The sequence below is a fragment of the Azospirillum brasilense genome (genome assembly GCF_003349955.1).
GTDB classification, from domain to species: domain Bacteria; phylum Pseudomonadota; class Alphaproteobacteria; order Azospirillales; family Azospirillaceae; genus Azospirillum; species Azospirillum brasilense_B.
In genome coordinates, this window is the sequence record NZ_QLKQ01000026.1 from 1 (window position 1) to 16,584 (window position 16,584).

A 16,584-nucleotide genomic window follows, 5' to 3' on the forward strand; every position below is an offset into this window, starting at 1 on the left:
CTCCCTAACCCTCCCCCGCTTCGCAGGGGAGGGAACGGCTCCTCCCCCTGCGAAGCGGGGGGAGGTTGGGAGAGGGGCAATGAAACCCCCTCTCACCCCCGCCCGCGCTCCTTCTCGATGCGGTCGAAGGCGGCGTTGATGGCGGCGATTTTCTGCGTCGCCAGATCGACGAACTCCTGCGGCATGCCCTGGGCGATCAGCAGGTCCGGGTGATGCTCGCGCACCAGACGGCGGTGGGCGGCCTTGACCGCCTCGTCGCTCGCCCGGCGGGAGACGCCGAGCACGCCGTAGGGATCGGTCTCGTTCGGCGTGCCGGCGATGTGGTGGCCGGCGACGATGCGCTCGAACTCCTCGTCGGTGAAGCCGAAGATGTGGGCGACGGTGCGCAGATACTCGACCTCCGTCTCGTGCAGCTCGTCGTCGGCCTCGGCGATGGCCAGCAGGCTGTCGAGCAGCTCCTCCAGCACGGCGCGGCGGTCCTCGAACAGGCCGGCGATCTGCTGGGCGTAGTCCTCGAAGCCGTGGGTGTCCTTGCGGGCGAGGTCGAAGACGTGGCCCACCGTGTCCAGCTCCTCCGGCGGGACGCGGAACAGGCGCTTGAAGGTGTCCACCTCCACCCGCTTCACCACGCCGTCGGCGCGGGCCATCTTCGCCGACAGGGCGATCACGCCGATGGTGAAGGCGATGGACTTGGTGGCGTCCGCCGGGCCGCACAGGCCGCGGATGCCGCGTCCCACGGCGTAGCCGGCGGCCAAGCCGATCAGGCCCCCGATCGGGCCGCCGATGGTGAAACCGGCCGCCCCGCCCAGGACGCTGCCCCAGATGCTCATTTTTATCCGCCTTTCGCCCGCGGGAGCAGCATACCGGCAGTCCGGCACCGCGCCAACCGGCCCATACTTTTTCGTTGTTTCCCAAAATCTTCGCGCGCCGCGCCCTTTTCATCCATTGGGGGTATGGGATTTTCCGGCGAGGCGAGATGTTGCTGCACTGCAACAGAGTCGTGCCGTCGTCTTCAGGGGCCTTGCCCTTCGGCCGCTCCTTCGCCATGTTGCGCCGCAACAAAGACGGGCGGCCGGTCCAGGCCGCCGATGGGGAAGCGGACGACGCGAAGCGGTGCGATGTCCCGAATCACCAGCGCCACGAGTCCCCCCATGTCCGCCATCCGCAAGCTTCTCCCCGCCGAGCGCGGCCACTACCGCGCGCATCTGCTGCGGCTGGACAAGGCGGACCGCTACGCCCGCTTCACCGGCACCGTCTCCGACGCGGTCATCACCCAGCATTGCGAGTCGCTCGACTGGACGCGGACCGCGCTGCTCGGCCTGTTCGACCGCGGTGAACTGCGGGGCGCGGTGGAGCTGTGCTTCGACCGGCTGCTGTGGCCGGGTGCCGCGGAGCTGGCGATCAGCGTCGAGAACGGCTTTCAGGGGCGGGGCGTCGGCTCCACCCTGGTCCGCCGCTCGCTGTCCATCGCCGCCAACCGGGGCATCCGGCAGGTCCATATGATGTGCCTGTCCGACAACACCCGCATGCGGGCCCTGTCGCGCCGCTTCGGCGGTCGCATGGAGCGTGACGGCGGGGAGTTCGCCATCACCATCGACCTGCCGCGTCCTTCGCAGTTCTCGCTGGCGCTGGAGGCGTTCGAGGATGGGGCGGGGGCCGTGAACGCCGTGCTGGACGGTTTGCCGGCGTTGCTCAAGGCGGCCTGACCGGACGGAGAGGGAAAAGGGACGCATCCCACCCTTTCGTCCTCCCCGGCTTGACCTGCGGCGGCGTATCGTCACACTCCCCGGAAATCGGAAACATCAGGGAGTGGGGTATGGCGTCCCAAGCGCAGGGCCGGTGGCAGTTCTGGATCGACCGTGGCGGCACCTTCACCGACATCGTGGCGAAGCGCCCGGACGGGTCGGTGGTCACGCACAAGCTGCTGTCGGAGAATCCGGAACGCTACCGTGACGCCGCCATCCAGGGCATCCGCGACCTGCTGGGCCTTGCCGCCGGCCAGCCGATCCCGGCCGAGGCGGTCGAGGCGGTGAAGATGGGCACCACTGTCGCCACCAACGCGCTTCTGGAGCGCAAGGGCGAGCGCACGCTGCTGCTGATCACCGAGGGGCTGGGCGACCAGCTCCGCATCGGCTACCAGGCCCGCCCGAAAATCTTCGCCCGCCATATCGTCCTGCCCGAACTGCTGTACGAGCGGGTGGCCGAGGTGCCGGAGCGGGTCAAGGCCGACGGCACGGTGCTGAAGGCGGTGGACCTGCGCGCCGTACGGGTCCAGCTGGAGCAGGCCTACCAGGACGGCTTCCGCGCCGCCGCGGTGGTGCTGATGCACGGCTACCGCTTCCCGGACCATGAGAAGCAGGTGGCGGCGCTGGCCCGCTCCATCGGCTTCACCCAGGTGTCGGTCAGCCATCAGGTCAGCCCGCTGATGAAGATCGTCGGGCGCGGCGACACCACCGTTGTCGACGCCTACCTGTCGCCGATCCTGCGCCGTTATGTGGAGCAGGTGGCGGGGGACCTCTCCGGCGTGCGGCTGATGTTCATGCAGTCGAACGGCGGCCTGACCGACGCGCGCTGGTTCCAGGGCAAGGACGCCATCCTCTCCGGCCCGGCGGGCGGCATTGTCGGGGCGGTGCGCACCGCGCGCATGGCCGGCTTCGACCGGGTCATCGGCTTCGACATGGGCGGCACCTCCACCGACGTGTCGCACTACGCCGGGGAGTATGAGCGCGCCTTCGACACGGTGGTGGCCGGGGTGCGGATGCGCGCCCCGATGATGCACATCCACACGGTGGCGGCGGGCGGCGGCTCGGTCTGCTTCTTCGACGGGACCCGTTTCCGCGTCGGGCCGGAGAGCGCCGGGGCCAACCCCGGCCCGGCCTGCTACCGCCGCGGCGGGCCGCTGACCGTGACCGACTGCAACGTGATGGTCGGGAAGCTCCATCCCGACTTCTTCCCCCATGTCTTCGGGCCGGACGCCGACCAGCCGCTCGACGCCGCCATCGTGCGCGAGACATTCGCCGCTCTGGCCGAGGAGGTGAACGAGGCGCTGGGCACCGAGATGACCCCGCATCAGGTGGCCGAGGGCTTCCTGAAGATCGCCGTGGACAACATGGCGAACGCCATCAAGAAGATCTCGGTCCAGCGCGGCTACGACGTCACCCAATACACGCTGAACGGTTTCGGCGGGGCGGCGGGGCAGCATGTCTGTCTGGTCGCCGACGCGCTGGGCATGCGCAAGGTCTTCCTGCACCCGCACGCCGGCGTGCTGTCCGCCTACGGCATCGGCCTCGCCGACACGGTGGCGATCCGCGAGCGCGCGGTGGAGGCCCGGCTCGACGAGGCCCTGGTCGAGGAGCTGACCGCCACGCTCGCCGCGCTGGAGGCCGAGGGGCGCATGGAGTTGCTCCGCCAGGGCGTGCCGGAGGACCGGCTGGCCGTCCTGCGCAAGGCGCACATCAAGGTGGAGGGCTCCGACAGCCCGCTGGTCGTCGATTTCGGGCCGCTCGACGCCATGGCCGCGGCCTTCGAGGCGGCGCACCGCCAGCGCTACGGCTTCATGATGGAGGGCAAGGCCCTGGTGGTCGAGGCCGTGTCGGTGGAGGCGGTGGGCCGCACCGAGAGCGCCGACGACCAGGACCTGCCCAGCGTCACCGGCGCGCTGCCGCGCCGCCTCGCCACCGTCACCCTGCACACCGGCGGCGCCGACCGCGAGGCACCGGTCTACGACCGCGACCGGCTCCAGCCCGGCAACCGCGTGACCGGCCCAGCCGTCATCCGGGAGAAGATCGCCACGACGGTAGTCGAGCCCGGCTGGATCGCCGAGGTCACGCGCAAGAACCACCTCGTGCTCACCCGTTTCGAGGAGCTGCCGCAGCGCCTCGCCATCGGCACCAAGGCCGACCCGGTGATGCTGGAGGTCTTCAACAACCTCTTCATGTCCATCGCCGAGCAGATGGGCTTCACGCTGGAGAAGACCGCCTATTCCGTGAACATCAAGGAGCGTCTGGACTTCTCCTGCGCCCTGTTCGACGCGGACGGCGGGCTGATCGCCAACGCCCCGCACATGCCGGTGCATCTCGGCTCGATGGGCGAGAGCGTGCGCGCCATCGTCGAGCGGCGCCAAGGGGACATGAATCCCGGCGACGTCTACATGCTGAACGACCCCTACCACGGGGGCACGCATCTGCCGGACATCACCGTCATCACCCCGGTCTTCGACGAGGCCGGCGAGCGCGTGCTGTTCTACGTCGCCTCGCGCGGGCATCACGCCGACGTCGGCGGGATCACCCCCGGCTCGATGCCGCCGGACAGCACGACCATCGATCAGGAGGGTGTCCTCCTCGACAACATCCAGCTCGTCGAGCGGGGCCGCTTCCTGGAGGAGGAGGTCGTCGCCCTCTTCACCGCCGGACCGCAACCGGCGCGCAACGTGGCGCAGAACCTGGGCGACCTGAAGGCCCAGATCGCCGCCAACGAGCAGGGCGCGCGGGAGCTTCGCCGCATCGTCGCCCAGTTCGGGCTGGACACGGTCAACGCCTACATGAAGCTGGTCCAGGACAACGCCGAGGAGCAGGTCCGCCGCGTCATCGACGTGCTGACCGACGGCGAGTTCGTGCAGGAGCTGGACAACGGCGCGGTCATCAAGGTCCGCATCACCATCGACAAGGACGAGCGGTCGGCCAGGGTGGACTTCACCGGCACCAGCCCGCAGCTCACCAGCAACTTCAACGCCCCGACGGCGGTGTGCCGGGCGGCGGTGCTCTACGTCTTCCGCACGCTGGTGGACGACGAGATCCCGATGAACGAGGGCTGCCTGAAGCCCATCGAGATCGTCATCCCGCCGGGCACCATGCTGTCGCCCAGCTACCCCGCCGCAGTGGTCGCCGGCAACGTGGAGACCAGCCAGTGCGTCACCGACGCGCTGTACGGCGCGCTCGGCGTGCTGGCCTCGGCCCAGGGGACGATGAACAACACGACCTTCGGCAACGAGCGCTACCAGTATTACGAGACGGTCTGCGGCGGCTCCGGCGCCGGCCCCGGCTTCGACGGGACGGACGCGGTGCACACCCACATGACCAACTCGCGCCTGACCGACCCGGAGGTGCTGGAATGGCGCTTCCCGGTGTTGCTGGACAGCTTCCGCATCCGCCGCGAATCGGGCGGGGCGGGGCGCTGGCGCGGCGGCGACGGGGTAGTGCGGCGCCTGAAGTTCCTGGAGCCGATGACCGCCGCCATCCTGTCCAACCACCGCCGCGTGCCTCCCTTCGGCCTGAAGGGCGGCGCCCCCGGCCAGATCGGCCGCACCTGGGTCCAGCGCACCGACGGCTCGGTGGAGGAACTCGGCCCCCAGGACAAGACCGCCATGGGGGAGGGCGACGTGCTGGTCGTCGAGACGCCGGGCGGCGGTGGCTACGAGGAGGCGTGACGGCGCCAATCCACTCTCCCCTCCGGGGAGAGGGTTAGGGTGAGGGGGGTGCGCGTGGCGATACGTCCGGCACAAGAACAACCCCCTCACCCTCCCCACGCCTGTGGCGCGGGTCCCCTCCCTCTCCCCAGGGGGGAGAGGGCCTTTGCCGTGGCACCCACCCATGCGCGCGAGTCGCTTGTCTGCGCGGGCGGCGGGGCTTAGCTTCTCCGGTCCTACCACCGCACGTCACCGTGCCAAAAGGACTCCCGGGGAGATTCGTCCATGACCGCCGTACCCGCCGCCCAGCCTCGCGTCGCCTTCACCGACGAGATGAAGGCCGAGTTCAAGGCCCTGCTTGGGGACCGCTTCACCACCGCCGCGGCGGTGCGCGAGCATCACGGCAAGGACGAGTCCTACCACCCCAACTTCCCGCCCGACGGCGTCGCCTTCGCCGCCTCCACCGAGGAGGTCAGCGCCATCGTCACGCTCTGCGCCAAGCACAAGCTGCCGATCATCCCCTTCGGCACCGGCACCTCGCTGGAGGGTGGCGTCGCGGCGCTGGCCGGCGGCGTCTGCATCGACGTGTCGACCATGAAGGAGGTCCTGCGCGTCAGCCCGGAGGACCTCGACGTCACCGTCCAGGCCGGCGTGACCCGCAAGCAGCTCAACGAGCATCTGCGCGACACCGGCCTGTTCTTCCCCATCGATCCCGGCGCCGACGCCTCGCTGGGCGGCATGGCCTCCACCCGCGCCAGCGGCACCAACGCCGTGCGCTACGGCACCATGCGCGAGAACGTGCTGGGGCTGACCGTGGTGCTGGCCGACGGACGGATCATCAAGACCGGCGGGCGCGCCCGCAAGTCCGCCGCCGGCTATGACCTGACCCGCCTGTTCGTCGGGGCGGAGGGCACGCTCGGCATCATCACCGAGGTGACGCTGCGTCTCTACGGCATCCCGGAGGCCATCTCGTCGGCGGTCTGCCCGTTCAACGACATCCGCGGCGCCGTGGACACGGTGATCCAGACCATCCAGTCCGGCATCCCGGTCGCCCGCATCGAACTGCTGGACGAGGTCCAGATGGACGCGGTGAACAAGTATTCCAAACTGGACTACAAGGTCGCCCCGACCCTGTTCTTCGAGTTCCACGGCACCGCCGCCGGGGTGAAGGAGCAGGCGGAGATGGTCGCGGCCATCGCCGCGGAGTTCGGCGGCAGCGAATTCACCTGGGCGACCCGTCCGGAGGACCGCTCCAAGCTCTGGCAGGCCCGCCACGACGGCTATTACGCGGCGCTGGCGCTGCGCCCCGGCTCCAAGGGCTGGCCGACCGACGTCTGCGTGCCGATCTCGCGGCTGGCCGACTGCATCCTGGAGACCAAGAAGGACATCGCCGAATCCTCGATGCTGGCCCCGCTGGTCGGCCATGTCGGCGACGGCAACTTCCACCTCGTCTACGTCATCGACCCCGACAAGCCGGAGGAGATGGCCGAGGCCAAGCGCCTGAACGACCGTATGGTCGACCGGGCGCTCGCCATGGGCGGCACCTGCACCGGCGAGCACGGCATCGGTTACGGCAAGATGGAGTTCCTGGAGAAGGAGGCCGGCGACGCCTTCGCCGTGATGGGCGAGCTGAAGCGCGCCTTCGACCCGGAGAACCGGATGAACCCCGGCAAGGTCGTCCGCATCTGAGGCGAGGGCGGGGCGTGCGTGACGCGGCGCCCTCGTTCTACGAGGTAAGCCGCGCAGTTGCCTGACAAGATTGACACGGATTTCACGGATTCGATCACGGATTTCACGGACTCTTTGATCGGGCTGCGTCTCAAATGGACCAAGCCGAACAGTTCCGTGAAATCCGGTTTTGATCCGTGAAATCCGTGTCGATTTTTGCCCACATGTCCCACGCGTCGCGTTCAAGCGAGCGCCCCTGCCCCTCCGTTCAGCGCGTCAGGCGCGTCATCAGGCTGGAGGTGTCCAGCCGGTTGCCGCCCATCGCCTGGACCTCGGCGTAGAACTGGTCGACCAGGGCGGTGACGGGCAGGCTGGCGCCGTTGTTGCGGGCCTCGCCGAGCACGATGCCCAGGTCCTTGCGCATCCAGTCCACGGCGAAGCCGAAGTCGAATTTGCCGTCCAGCATCGTCTTGGCGCGGTTGTCCATCTGCCAGGACTGGGCCGCTCCCTTCCCGATCACGTCCACGACCTTGTGGCCGTCCAGACCCGCCTTCTGGGCGAAGGCCATGCCCTCGGCCAGCCCTTGGAGCAGCCCGGCGATGCAGATCTGGTTGACCATCTTGGTCAGCTGACCGGCGCCCGCCGGCCCCATGTGGGTGACGGAGCGGCCATAGCAGGCCATCAGCGGCTGGGCGCGGGCGAAGGCGTCGGCGTCGCCGCCCACCATCACCGTCAGCACCCCGTTCTCCGCCCCGGCCTGCCCGCCGGACACCGGCGCGTCGAGGAAGAACAGGCCGCGTTCGCGGGCCAGCTCGGCCATCTCGCGCGAAACGGTGGCGGACACCGTGGAGTGGTCGGCGATGATCGTGCCGGGCTTCATGGCGGTCATCGCCTCGCCGGCCACCGCCCGCACGTCGTCGTCGCCGCCGACACAGAGGAAGACCACATCGGCGTCGCGGGCGGCCTCGGCCGGGGTGGCGGCGCTGGCGCCGCCGAAGCGGGCGGTCCAGGCGCCGGCCTTGGCGGCGGTGCGGTTGAAGACGGTCACCCGGTGGCCGCCCCGGACGGCCAGATGGCCGGCCATGGGAAAGCCCATCGTGCCAAGCCCCAGAAAGGCGACGGAGCGGGAATCGGTCGCGGTGTCGGCCATGGTCCTGTCTTTCTTCGTTGTATCGGCTGCGGATCGTTTCTTGTCGGCGATCGCCTTCGGTCGGCGTCTGCCCTTGGATCGCCAAGCTAGGCCGGGAGCGCGTCCCGATCAAACGCCGTCCGCCGAGTGCCGCGCGATTGAAGAGCGCGGCGGTCCTTCCCCCATCCTGCATCACCGGGGAGCGGCACTCTGCCGCGGGAGGCATGACTCTTTCGAACGAGGTTGTCTTGCCGCGCCCTTGCTACCGGCGCGTGATGTGTTAAGACGTTAATGCCGGGTTTGCAGCGCAGCACCCGGCCATGCCGGCGCAACGGTGCCGGTGAACCAGGGCAGAGCCGGGGCCGCAAGACCCGGGCCGGAGAACAAGGGAAGGATAGCCGCATGACGAATCAGTCGGGTTTCCAGGATGCGCCGCCGGACGAGCGTTCGAACCTCACGGACGAGCAGGAAAGCGCCATCCGCGTCCTCGCCAACAGCCTGCACCGCCTGAACGACGCCGTCGTCAAGGCCGTGGAAGCCGGCGTGACGGTCGAGCTGATGCGCACCGCCCGCTATCACAACGCGACGGGCAACTGGGGCGACCAGCTCACCCCGATGATCCGCACCAAGTAAGCGGCTCATCCCATCCGACCGGAAGGCCTCCCGTCCGAAAGGACAGGGGGCCTTTTCCTTTTCAGCATGACCCATTCCGTCCCACCATTGTTCCCGCCGTGGTGCGGAACCGCGGCGCCTTTCGCCGGTTCCTTCCTTTTGGCCCCAGCAAGGAAACGGTCATGAAGGACGCTCAGAACCACGCCCCGCAGCGTCACGGGCAGCGTCAGGGCATGAACGACCGCGAAGCGTTCTGGCGCATGCACTGCCTGTCGGAACCGACCTTCACCGACCTCACCCACGGCATCTTCCTGGGGCTGATCTGGTCGGCGGTGCTGTGGGCGCCGATGTTCATCAGCGTTCTGCTCTGACCCTTCCGGCCGTCAGGCGGTCTTCGCGGTGCGCAGCAGGGTGCGGACGCGGGCGGCGAGCTGGTCCGGGGTGAAGGGCTTGGGCAGGACGGCGGCGTCGGCCTTGAGCCCGCTCAGCGATTCGGGGCTATAGCCGGAAATCAGCAGGACCCGGATGCCGGGCCAGCGCTCCTGGACCCGCCGCGCCAGATCGATCCCCGACACCCCGTAGGGCATCACCACGTCGGTCACGATGGCGTCGAAGGCGGCGTCCCGGTCCAGGATCTCCAGCGCGGCGGCGCCGTGGTCGGCGGTCACCACCTCGAACCCCTCCTGCTCCAGCCCCTCCACGGTGGCCATCAGGACCAGCGCGTTGTCCTCGACCACCAGCAGGCGCACCGGGCCGGCGGGCATCGCCTCCGTCGCGTCCGGCACCGCTTCGGTCTCCGGCGCCCGGCTGGACACCGGTAGGCCGACGCGGACCACCGTGCCGCGGCGCGGCGCGCTGGAGATGGTGGCGTTGCCGCCCGACTGGCGGGCGAAGCCGTAGACCATCGACAGGCCCAGGCCGGTTCCCTTCCCGTGCGGCTTGGTGGTGAAGAAGGGTTCGAAGGCGCGGGCGGCGACCTCCGGCGGCATGCCGCCGCCGGTGTCGGTGACCTCCAGAACGGCCAACGGGCCGTCGGGCGTTTCCTCCTGCCGGACGGCGATGCGGATGCGCCCGCCCGACGGCATCGCGTCGCGGGCGTTGACCACGAGGTTCAGCACCGCCAGCTCCAGCTGGACCGGGTCCACCTCCACCGGCAGCGGAGCGCTGGGAAGCGCCCAGTCCAGGGCGATGTCGGCGCGGATGGACCGCTCCAGCAGATTGGCCATGCCTCGCAGGGCGTCCCCCAGATCGATCACCTTGGGGTCCACCGCCTCCTGGCGCGAGAAGGCCAGCAATTGCCCGGTCAGCGTCCGGGCCCGCTCCAGAGCGGTGCGGGTGCCATCCAGGTAGCGCGTGCCGTCCGCCGGCAGGTGCCGCTCCATCAGATGCAGGTTGGCCAGGGCGGCGGTCAGCAGATTGTTGAAATCATGGGCGACGCCTCCGGTCAGCTGGCCCAGCGCCTCCAGCTTCTGCGACTGGCGCAGCGCGTTCTCCAGGGATTCGCGGGCGCGCGCCTCTTCGGTCCAGCGGCGGATGGCCTGCATCTCGCTGCGCGCGCGGCGCAGCGCCAGCAGGGTGATGCCGACCAGGGCCAGCACCGCCGGCACGGTGAAGGCCGCGTAGAGCAGGACGTTGCGCGCCCAGCCGGCCCGGATCTCGTTGATCGGGATGCCGTAGGTCACGTAGAGCGGGTACGGCGCCACATGCATGAAGCCGTTGAGCCGCGCCACGCCGTCGATGCGGCCCCGCGTGCGGAACACGCCATCGGTCTGTCCGGCCGCCATCGCGCCGAGCAGAATGCTGTCCGCGGCATGGCGGGCCTGCCGGTCGCCGATCGGGGGGAAGCGGACCAGGACCGAGCCGTCGCGGCGGACGAGGGAGATCGATTCTTTCGGCCCGGCGACGACGAGCCGATAGAAATCGGTCAGGTAATCGGTCAGCACCGCGGTCAGCAGCACACCGTCGAACGGCCCTTCCGGTCCCCCCGCGGCGGAGCGGCGGCGCGTGACGTTGAACTGCCGCTTGCCCGACCCGCGCCCGGTGATCGCCTCGCTGACCAGGAGGCCGGCGTCGGCCGCCGCCTGGGTGCGGAAATACTCCCGGTCGCCCACATTGATCGGGGAGGCCGGGAACAGCCGGTTGTCGTTGCGAACCGCGCCGTTGGGATCGACCAGCCCGACGACGCCGATCTGCGGAAGCTCCTCGACCAGCGTCCTCAGATAGCCGTGCAGGTCGTTGGAACGGCCGATCTCGTCCCAGCTCATGCCGGCGGTCCGCTCGTCCAGTCGGTCCAGCACCTGCTCGACCGTGTCGAAGACCTTCTGCATGTGCTCATGCAGGATCAGCACGGTCTTGCGGATGTTGCGCTCCGCCTGCGCCTCCTCCTCGTGAAAGTCGCGCCAGGCGATGGCGGTGAACAGCAGTGTGGGAACCAGGACGGCGGCCACCAGAAGGATGCGGAGCAGGCGCACCATTCCTTCCGATTCGGTTGCCAGGGCGTCGAGGTGGCGGAGGGGCATGGGCTCTGGGGAAAGTGAAGGCGGGGAGGGCGCGACAGGGCGGGACGCCGTGCGCGGGCCATCGGAATCAGGAAGCTATGCCGGTCCGCGGCAGCCGGAGCAACCCGAACTTTCCGGCGCCCCTATGACCTTCAGCGGGGGAGATAGGACGCCGGGACCCTTCGCGGTGGCCCCGCGGGGCGGAAGCGGCGACAATGCCGGGGGATCGTTCCCCTCATCTGTGCCCTGCTGCCGCGGAGACCATCACCCATGCCCCTGAAGCCCATCGAGCACGCCGACGCCCCTCCCGAGGTGCGCGCCGTCTACGACGACATCAAGGCGGCCCGCAACGTGCCGGACGTCAACAATTTCTGGAAGATGACCGCCCACCACCCGCCCACCCTGAAGCGCACCTGGGAGAGCCTGAAGGAGGTGATGGCCCCCGGCGCGCTGGACCCGCTGGTCAAGGAGATGATCTTCGTCGCGGTCAGCGTCACCAACGGCTGCGACTATTGCATCCGCTCGCACGAGGCGGCGGCGCGCCGCGCCGGCATGACCGACGCCCAGTTCGGCGAGCTGATGGCCGTCATCGGCATGGCCAACGAGACCAATCGCCTCGCCAAGGGCTATCAGGTGGAGATCGACGAGGCGCTGAAGTAGCGCGTCACGCGATGTCGTCGAGGGCGTCGTCCAGCGACGGGTAGATGCCCTCGGCCAGCGACCCGTCCACCCGCACCGGCCGGGGCAGGACCGCCACGGCGTCCAGCGCGCCGCGCAGCGTCAGGCCGGTGACCTCGACGAAGCCGCCGCGGTTGCCGTAGCGTCCGGCGGTCCATTCCGCCCGGTCGGGGTCGCCGGACAACCGTCCATTGCAGGTGATCATCTCGTGGGTGTCGTCGCCGCCGCGCCGGTTCCAGGCCATGCCGCCGCCCAGGCCGCTGCCGATGTCGCGGGGACGGAAGCCGTGGGGCTGGAGCAGGTCGCGCACCGCGCGGGACACCACCACGGCCTTGGGGTCGATTTCGGTCCCCACCGGGCCGCCCGCCGCCTGGGGTTCCTGTCCGATCGCCTGTTCCATGGGTCCGCTCCCCGTCTTGTGTCGCTTACCAGGGACAACAGGCGGGAGCGCGGCCTGTGCCGCGGCGGTGGAGCGGAAACGCGAAAGGGTCAAAAGCGAAAGGGCCGATGCGTCGCCGCATCGGCCCTTTCATTTTGGTCGGAGAGAGAGGATTCGAACCTCCGGCCCCTGCCTCCCGAAAGCAGTGCTCTACCAGGCTGAGCTACTCTCCGGTCCGTCGGTGCCGCCGTTGCCAGCGTCGCCGTGGAGCGGGTGTATAGACCCATTGCCCGCGGGCTGCAATGGGAATAAGCGGCATTTGCGGAATGTTTTTTTGCCGGGGCTGCGAAAGGCGGGGGGAAGGGACGCTGCAACGGCTGGTTGGCCGGGCTGGAACAGCCAAAGGGCCAAAAGCGAAAGGGCCGATGCGTTGCCGCATCGGCCCTTTTCGTGTTGGTCGGAGAGAGAGGATTCGAACCTCCGGCCCCTGCCTCCCGAAAGCAGTGCTCTACCAGGCTGAGCTACTCTCCGGTCCGTCGGTGGCGCCGTGGCCGGCGTCACCGTGGGCCGCGTATATAGCCGCTCGATCCGGGGGCTGCAACGTGAAAATCACCCCCGGCGGCGAAAAAGTTCCCGACGCTTAGAAATCGCGCTCGATCACGAAATCCAGAACCTCCAGCAGGGCGGCCTTCACCGGCGTGTCCGGGAACAGGCCCAGCGCGTCGCGCGCGATGGAGCCGTAGTGGCGCGCGCGCTCCACGGTGTCCTTCAGCGCGTTGTGCCTGGCCATCAGCTCCTGGGCGCGCTCCAGGTCGCCCTCCTGCTGGTCCAGCTCCTCCATGGTGCGGCGCCAGAAGGCCCGCTCCTCGTCGTTGCCGCGGCGGAAGGCCAGAACGACCGGCAGGGTGATCTTGCCCTCGCGGAAGTCGTCGCCGACCGTCTTGCCCAGCTTCGCCTGGAAGGCCGAATAGTCCAGCACGTCGTCGACGAGCTGGAAGGCGATGCCCAGGTTCATGCCGTAGTCGTAGAGCGCCAGCTCCTCCGCCTGCGGGCGTTCGGCCACCACGGCGCCGACGCGGCAGGCGGCGGCGAACAGCTCCGCCGTCTTGGCCTTGATGACCTCCAGATAGGCCTGCTCGCTGGTCTCGGTGTCGTTGGTGGTGCGCAGCTGCAGCACCTCGCCCTCGGCGATCACCGCGGACGCCTTGGACAGGATGCGCAGCACGTCCAGCGACCCGACCTCCACCATCAGCTCGAAGCTGCGGGAGAACAGGAAGTCGCCGACCAGCACGCTGGCCTTGTTGCCGAACACCGCGTTGGCCGAGGCGAGGCCGCGGCGCAGGTCGCTCTCGTCCACGACGTCGTCGTGCAGCAGGGTGGCGGTGTGGATGAACTCCACCACCGCGGCCAGCATCTTGTGATCCTCGCCCTTGTAGCCGCACAGCTCGGCGGCGGCGAGGGTGAGGACGGGGCGCAGGCGCTTGCCGCCGGCGGCGATGAGATAGCCGGCAAGTTGCGGGATCATATCGACGGACGAATGCATCCGCTGGACGATGATCTCGTTCACCGCGCTCAGGTCATCGGCCACCAGGGCGGTCAGATCGTCGAGCGGGGTGGACTTCCGCCGTTTCGGCTCGAGGTTGGTCACGACCGCCAAGGTCGACTCCAATGATGATTGACGTGACGAATTCCGGCAGGGAGCATAACGGCATAGCCTCTTCGGTCAAGTCCGCAAGGCGAATAAGGGCACAGAACAGCCGGGATTTCATGAAGGAACTGCTGCGCACCACCGATCCGGTCCGTCTGAGCTGGCTTCTCGCCCTGCTGGCCGACGCGGGAATCGAGGGGATCGTGCTGGACACCCACACCAGCATCCTGGAGGGCTCCATCGGCGCCATCCCCCGCCGCCTGATGGTGGCCGAGGAGGATCACGCCGCCGCCTGCCGCCTGCTGCGCGACGCCGGGGAGGAGCTGGGGGCGTGACGATGGAGAGCGACACGGCGTTCGACACGCTTCTCGGCGGGCGCGTCCGCCTGCACCAGCCGCAGGCCGGCTACCGCGCCGCCATCGACCCGGTGCTGCTCGCCGCCGTCACCGCCGCCGCAGCGGGGGAGCGGGTGCTGGACGTCGGCACCGGCACCGGGGCGGCGGCGCTGTGCCTCGCCGCCCGGGTGCCGGGGGTGACGGTCGTCGGGCTGGAGAAGCGGGCGGAGGCGGCGGACTTCGCCCGGCGCAACGCCGCCCTCAACGGGCTGGAAAGCCGGGTGATCGTCCGTGAGGGCGACCTGCTGGCCCCGCCGCCGGAGCTGGTGCCGGGGAGCTTCGACCGGGTGATGATGAATCCTCCCTATCTGCGCGCCGGGGCGGCCAGCCTGCCGCCCGACCCCTGGAAGGCCGCCGCCAATGTGGAAGGGGAGGCGGGGCTGGCCGACTGGGTGCGCTTCGCCGCCACGATGATGAAGCCGCGCGGCACGCTGACCATGGTCCATCGGGCCGACCGGGTGGACGAGATCCTGGCCGCCCTGCACGGCGCCCGATTCGGCTCCCTGACCCTCGTCCCGCTTTGGCCGAAGGCGGGGGAGGAGGCGCGGCGCCTCCTGCTGGCGGCGCAGAAGGGGGGGCGTTCGCCGGCGCGATTCACCGCCGGGCTGGTGCTGCACGGCCCCGACGGTGCCTACAGCGCGCAGGCGCAGAGGATTCTGCGCGACATGGACCCGCTGATCGCTTAAGCCGGTTCTTTCAATCCAGCCTCAGCGGCACCATTTCAACCGGCGATGAACATGACGAAGCTGCTCGCCAAACTCCCGTTCGGCCCCTGGCGCGACGCCGGGCCGATCGTGTCCGTCCTCCGCCTGTCCGGTGTCATCGGTCAGGCCGGAGCCTTCCGCCAGGGCCTGACCATGTCCAGCATGGCCGGGCTGATCGAACGCGCCTTCGCGCCGAAGGGTCAGGCGGCGGTGGCGCTGGTCGTCAACTCGCCGGGCGGATCGCCCGTGCAGTCGGCGCTGATCGCCAAGCGCATCCGCGACCTCGCCACCGAGAAGAAGGTGCCGGTCTTCGCCTTCTGCGAGGACGCGGCGGCATCCGGCGGCTATTGGCTGGCCTGCGCGGCGGACGAGATCTGGGCGGACGAGAGCAGCATCCTGGGCTCCATCGGCGTGGTGTCCGCCGGCTTCGGTGCGCACGAATTCATCGAGCGCTACGGCATCGAGCGGCGGCTCTACACCGCGGGCGACAAGAAGGTGATCCTCGACCCCTTCTCGCCGGAGCGGGAGGACGGGGTGGCCCATCTGAAGGCGATCCAGGCGGAGATCCACGACGCGTTCAAGGCCATGGTGCGCGACCGCCGCGGCGCCCGCCTGTCCGGGGCGGAGGAGGAGCTGTTCTCCGGTGCCTTCTGGGCGGGGCGGCGGTCGCTGGAACTGGGGCTGATCGACGGCATCGGCGACCTGCGCAGCGTGCTGCGCGGCCGCTTCGGCGAGAAGGTCCGGCTGCGCGTGGTGCAGGAGGACCGGCGCTGGTTCCGCCGCATGGGCTTCCGCGTGGACGCGCCGGTGGGCACGGGCGCGCTGGACCGTCTTGCGGCGGACCTCCCCGCGGCGGCTCTGTCCGCCGTCGAGGAACGCGCGCTGTGGTCGCGCTACGGCCTCTGAGTTTTTTCGGTTTGTGGTCGCCGTGAGGCCCCCACCCTGACCCTCCCCCGCTGCGCAGGGGAGGGGATTGAGGGCGTGTGGCGGAGTTCCCTCCCCTGCGATAGCGGGGGAGGGCTAGGGTGGGGGCCCTGTGCGAGGGCTTATGCCCCGTTGAAAATATCCCAAACTCTCACTGGGTGACTTCGCGCAGGCGTTCGGACGGGGGCGGGACCGGCGCGCCGGTGCGGCGGGCGTTCTCGATCCAGGCGGCGATGGCGTCGAGCGCCGCCGTGCTGGCGTCGGCGGGGGTGGCGCCGCCCGCGGTGCAGCCCGGCAGGTCGGGCACCTCGGCCACATAGCCGACACCCTGTTCCGGGGGCAGGGGGCGGACGATGACCGGATAGGCGCTGGCGTTCATGACGTTGCGTCTCCTCTGCGCACGGTTTTCATCCATTAGGTGCCGCTTCCGCTGCGGACGACAAGGATTCTTTGTGCTGGACGGGCGCTTCTTTCGATGTTCGATCCATTTTCGTTGCTTCAACCGTTCGGGGTGCGCTTGGGGTGAAGGCCGCTCTTGACCGGGC

At 69.5% G+C, this 16,584-nt stretch carries 15 protein-coding genes and 2 tRNA genes; 9 read left to right on the forward strand and 8 right to left on the reverse strand.

Features of this window, described 5'->3' with window-relative positions:
* Positions 1-92: 92 nt before the first annotated feature.
* On the reverse strand, positions 93-830 hold the full coding sequence (locus DXK32_RS13410; protein ID WP_114858969.1) for a TerB family tellurite resistance protein: 738 nt from the start codon (positions 828-830) through the stop codon (positions 93-95).
* Positions 831-1,151: 321 nt separating this feature from the next.
* Here DXK32_RS13410 and DXK32_RS13415 point away from each other — a divergent pair, with 321 nt between their 5' ends.
* From DXK32_RS13415 to DXK32_RS13425, 3 genes are all read left to right on the forward strand, one after another.
* A complete protein-coding gene (locus DXK32_RS13415) occupies positions 1,152-1,706 on the forward strand; it encodes a GNAT family N-acetyltransferase (protein ID WP_114858970.1) in 555 nt (184 codons plus the stop codon).
* 110 nt (positions 1,707-1,816) lie between these two features.
* Entirely contained in the window at positions 1,817-5,425 is a 3,609-nt protein-coding gene (locus tag DXK32_RS13420; RefSeq protein ID WP_114858971.1) for a hydantoinase B/oxoprolinase family protein, read from the forward strand.
* Positions 5,426-5,689: 264 nt separating this feature from the next.
* On the forward strand, positions 5,690-7,093 hold the full coding sequence (locus DXK32_RS13425) for an FAD-linked oxidase C-terminal domain-containing protein (RefSeq protein ID WP_114858972.1): 1,404 nt from the start codon (positions 5,690-5,692) through the stop codon (positions 7,091-7,093).
* Between the two features lie 247 nt (positions 7,094-7,340).
* Here DXK32_RS13425 and DXK32_RS13430 read toward each other — a convergent pair whose 3' ends face one another.
* Positions 7,341-8,222 carry an NAD(P)-dependent oxidoreductase gene (locus DXK32_RS13430; RefSeq protein ID WP_114858973.1) on the reverse strand — a complete coding sequence of 294 codons (882 nt, stop codon included), beginning with the start codon at positions 8,220-8,222 and terminating at the stop codon, positions 7,341-7,343.
* Between the two features lie 381 nt (positions 8,223-8,603).
* Here DXK32_RS13430 and DXK32_RS13435 point away from each other — a divergent pair, with 381 nt between their 5' ends.
* Entirely contained in the window at positions 8,604-8,834 is a 231-nt protein-coding gene (locus tag DXK32_RS13435) for an SMc00767 family acetate metabolism repressor (RefSeq protein WP_014241201.1), read from the forward strand.
* 161 nt (positions 8,835-8,995) lie between these two features.
* Complete coding sequence (locus DXK32_RS13440) at positions 8,996-9,184, forward strand: hypothetical protein (protein ID WP_114858974.1); 189 nt, start codon at positions 8,996-8,998, stop codon at positions 9,182-9,184.
* A 12-nt stretch (positions 9,185-9,196) separates the two neighbouring features.
* On the opposite strand, the gene DXK32_RS13445 is transcribed toward DXK32_RS13440, so the two are convergent.
* Positions 9,197-11,332, reverse strand: coding sequence for a hybrid sensor histidine kinase/response regulator (locus DXK32_RS13445; protein WP_114858975.1), 2,136 nt, complete (start codon positions 11,330-11,332; stop codon positions 9,197-9,199).
* Positions 11,333-11,581: 249 nt separating this feature from the next.
* Here DXK32_RS13445 and DXK32_RS13450 point away from each other — a divergent pair, with 249 nt between their 5' ends.
* Complete coding sequence (locus tag DXK32_RS13450) at positions 11,582-11,971, forward strand: carboxymuconolactone decarboxylase family protein (protein ID WP_114858976.1); 390 nt, start codon at positions 11,582-11,584, stop codon at positions 11,969-11,971.
* A 4-nt stretch (positions 11,972-11,975) separates the two neighbouring features.
* Here DXK32_RS13450 and DXK32_RS13455 read toward each other — a convergent pair whose 3' ends face one another.
* The 4 genes from DXK32_RS13455 to DXK32_RS13470 all read right to left on the reverse strand — a co-directional run bounded on the left by DXK32_RS13455 (position 11,976) and on the right by DXK32_RS13470 (position 14,025).
* Positions 11,976-12,389 (reverse strand): hypothetical protein, encoded by a 414-nt coding sequence (locus DXK32_RS13455; RefSeq protein WP_114858977.1) that lies wholly within the window; start codon positions 12,387-12,389, stop codon positions 11,976-11,978.
* Between the two features lie 135 nt (positions 12,390-12,524).
* Positions 12,525-12,601 (reverse strand) — tRNA-Pro (locus DXK32_RS13460).
* Between the two features lie 221 nt (positions 12,602-12,822).
* Positions 12,823-12,899: transfer RNA gene (locus tag DXK32_RS13465), tRNA-Pro, on the reverse strand.
* Positions 12,900-13,008: 109 nt separating this feature from the next.
* Complete coding sequence (locus DXK32_RS13470) at positions 13,009-14,025, reverse strand: polyprenyl synthetase family protein (protein ID WP_114859030.1); 1,017 nt, start codon at positions 14,023-14,025, stop codon at positions 13,009-13,011.
* Positions 14,026-14,135: 110 nt separating this feature from the next.
* Between DXK32_RS13470 and DXK32_RS13475 the strand changes: the two genes are divergently transcribed.
* From DXK32_RS13475 to DXK32_RS13485, 3 genes are read left to right on the forward strand one after another with little or no spacing between them, the layout of a single operon-like run.
* Positions 14,136-14,351: a DUF2007 domain-containing protein gene (locus DXK32_RS13475; protein WP_094301984.1), complete on the forward strand. Its 216-nt coding sequence runs from the start codon at positions 14,136-14,138 to the stop codon at positions 14,349-14,351.
* 2 nt (positions 14,352-14,353) lie between these two features.
* A complete protein-coding gene (locus DXK32_RS13480; protein WP_205215712.1) occupies positions 14,354-15,097 on the forward strand; it encodes a tRNA1(Val) (adenine(37)-N6)-methyltransferase in 744 nt (247 codons plus the stop codon).
* 51 nt (positions 15,098-15,148) lie between these two features.
* Positions 15,149-16,021: a S49 family peptidase gene (locus DXK32_RS13485; RefSeq protein WP_348981593.1), complete on the forward strand. Its 873-nt coding sequence runs from the start codon at positions 15,149-15,151 to the stop codon at positions 16,019-16,021.
* A gap of 169 nt (positions 16,022-16,190) precedes the next feature.
* On the opposite strand, the gene DXK32_RS13490 is transcribed toward DXK32_RS13485, so the two are convergent.
* Positions 16,191-16,418 carry a type II toxin-antitoxin system HicB family antitoxin gene (locus tag DXK32_RS13490; RefSeq protein WP_038526563.1) on the reverse strand — a complete coding sequence of 76 codons (228 nt, stop codon included), beginning with the start codon at positions 16,416-16,418 and terminating at the stop codon, positions 16,191-16,193.
* Positions 16,419-16,584 lie beyond the last annotated feature (166 nt).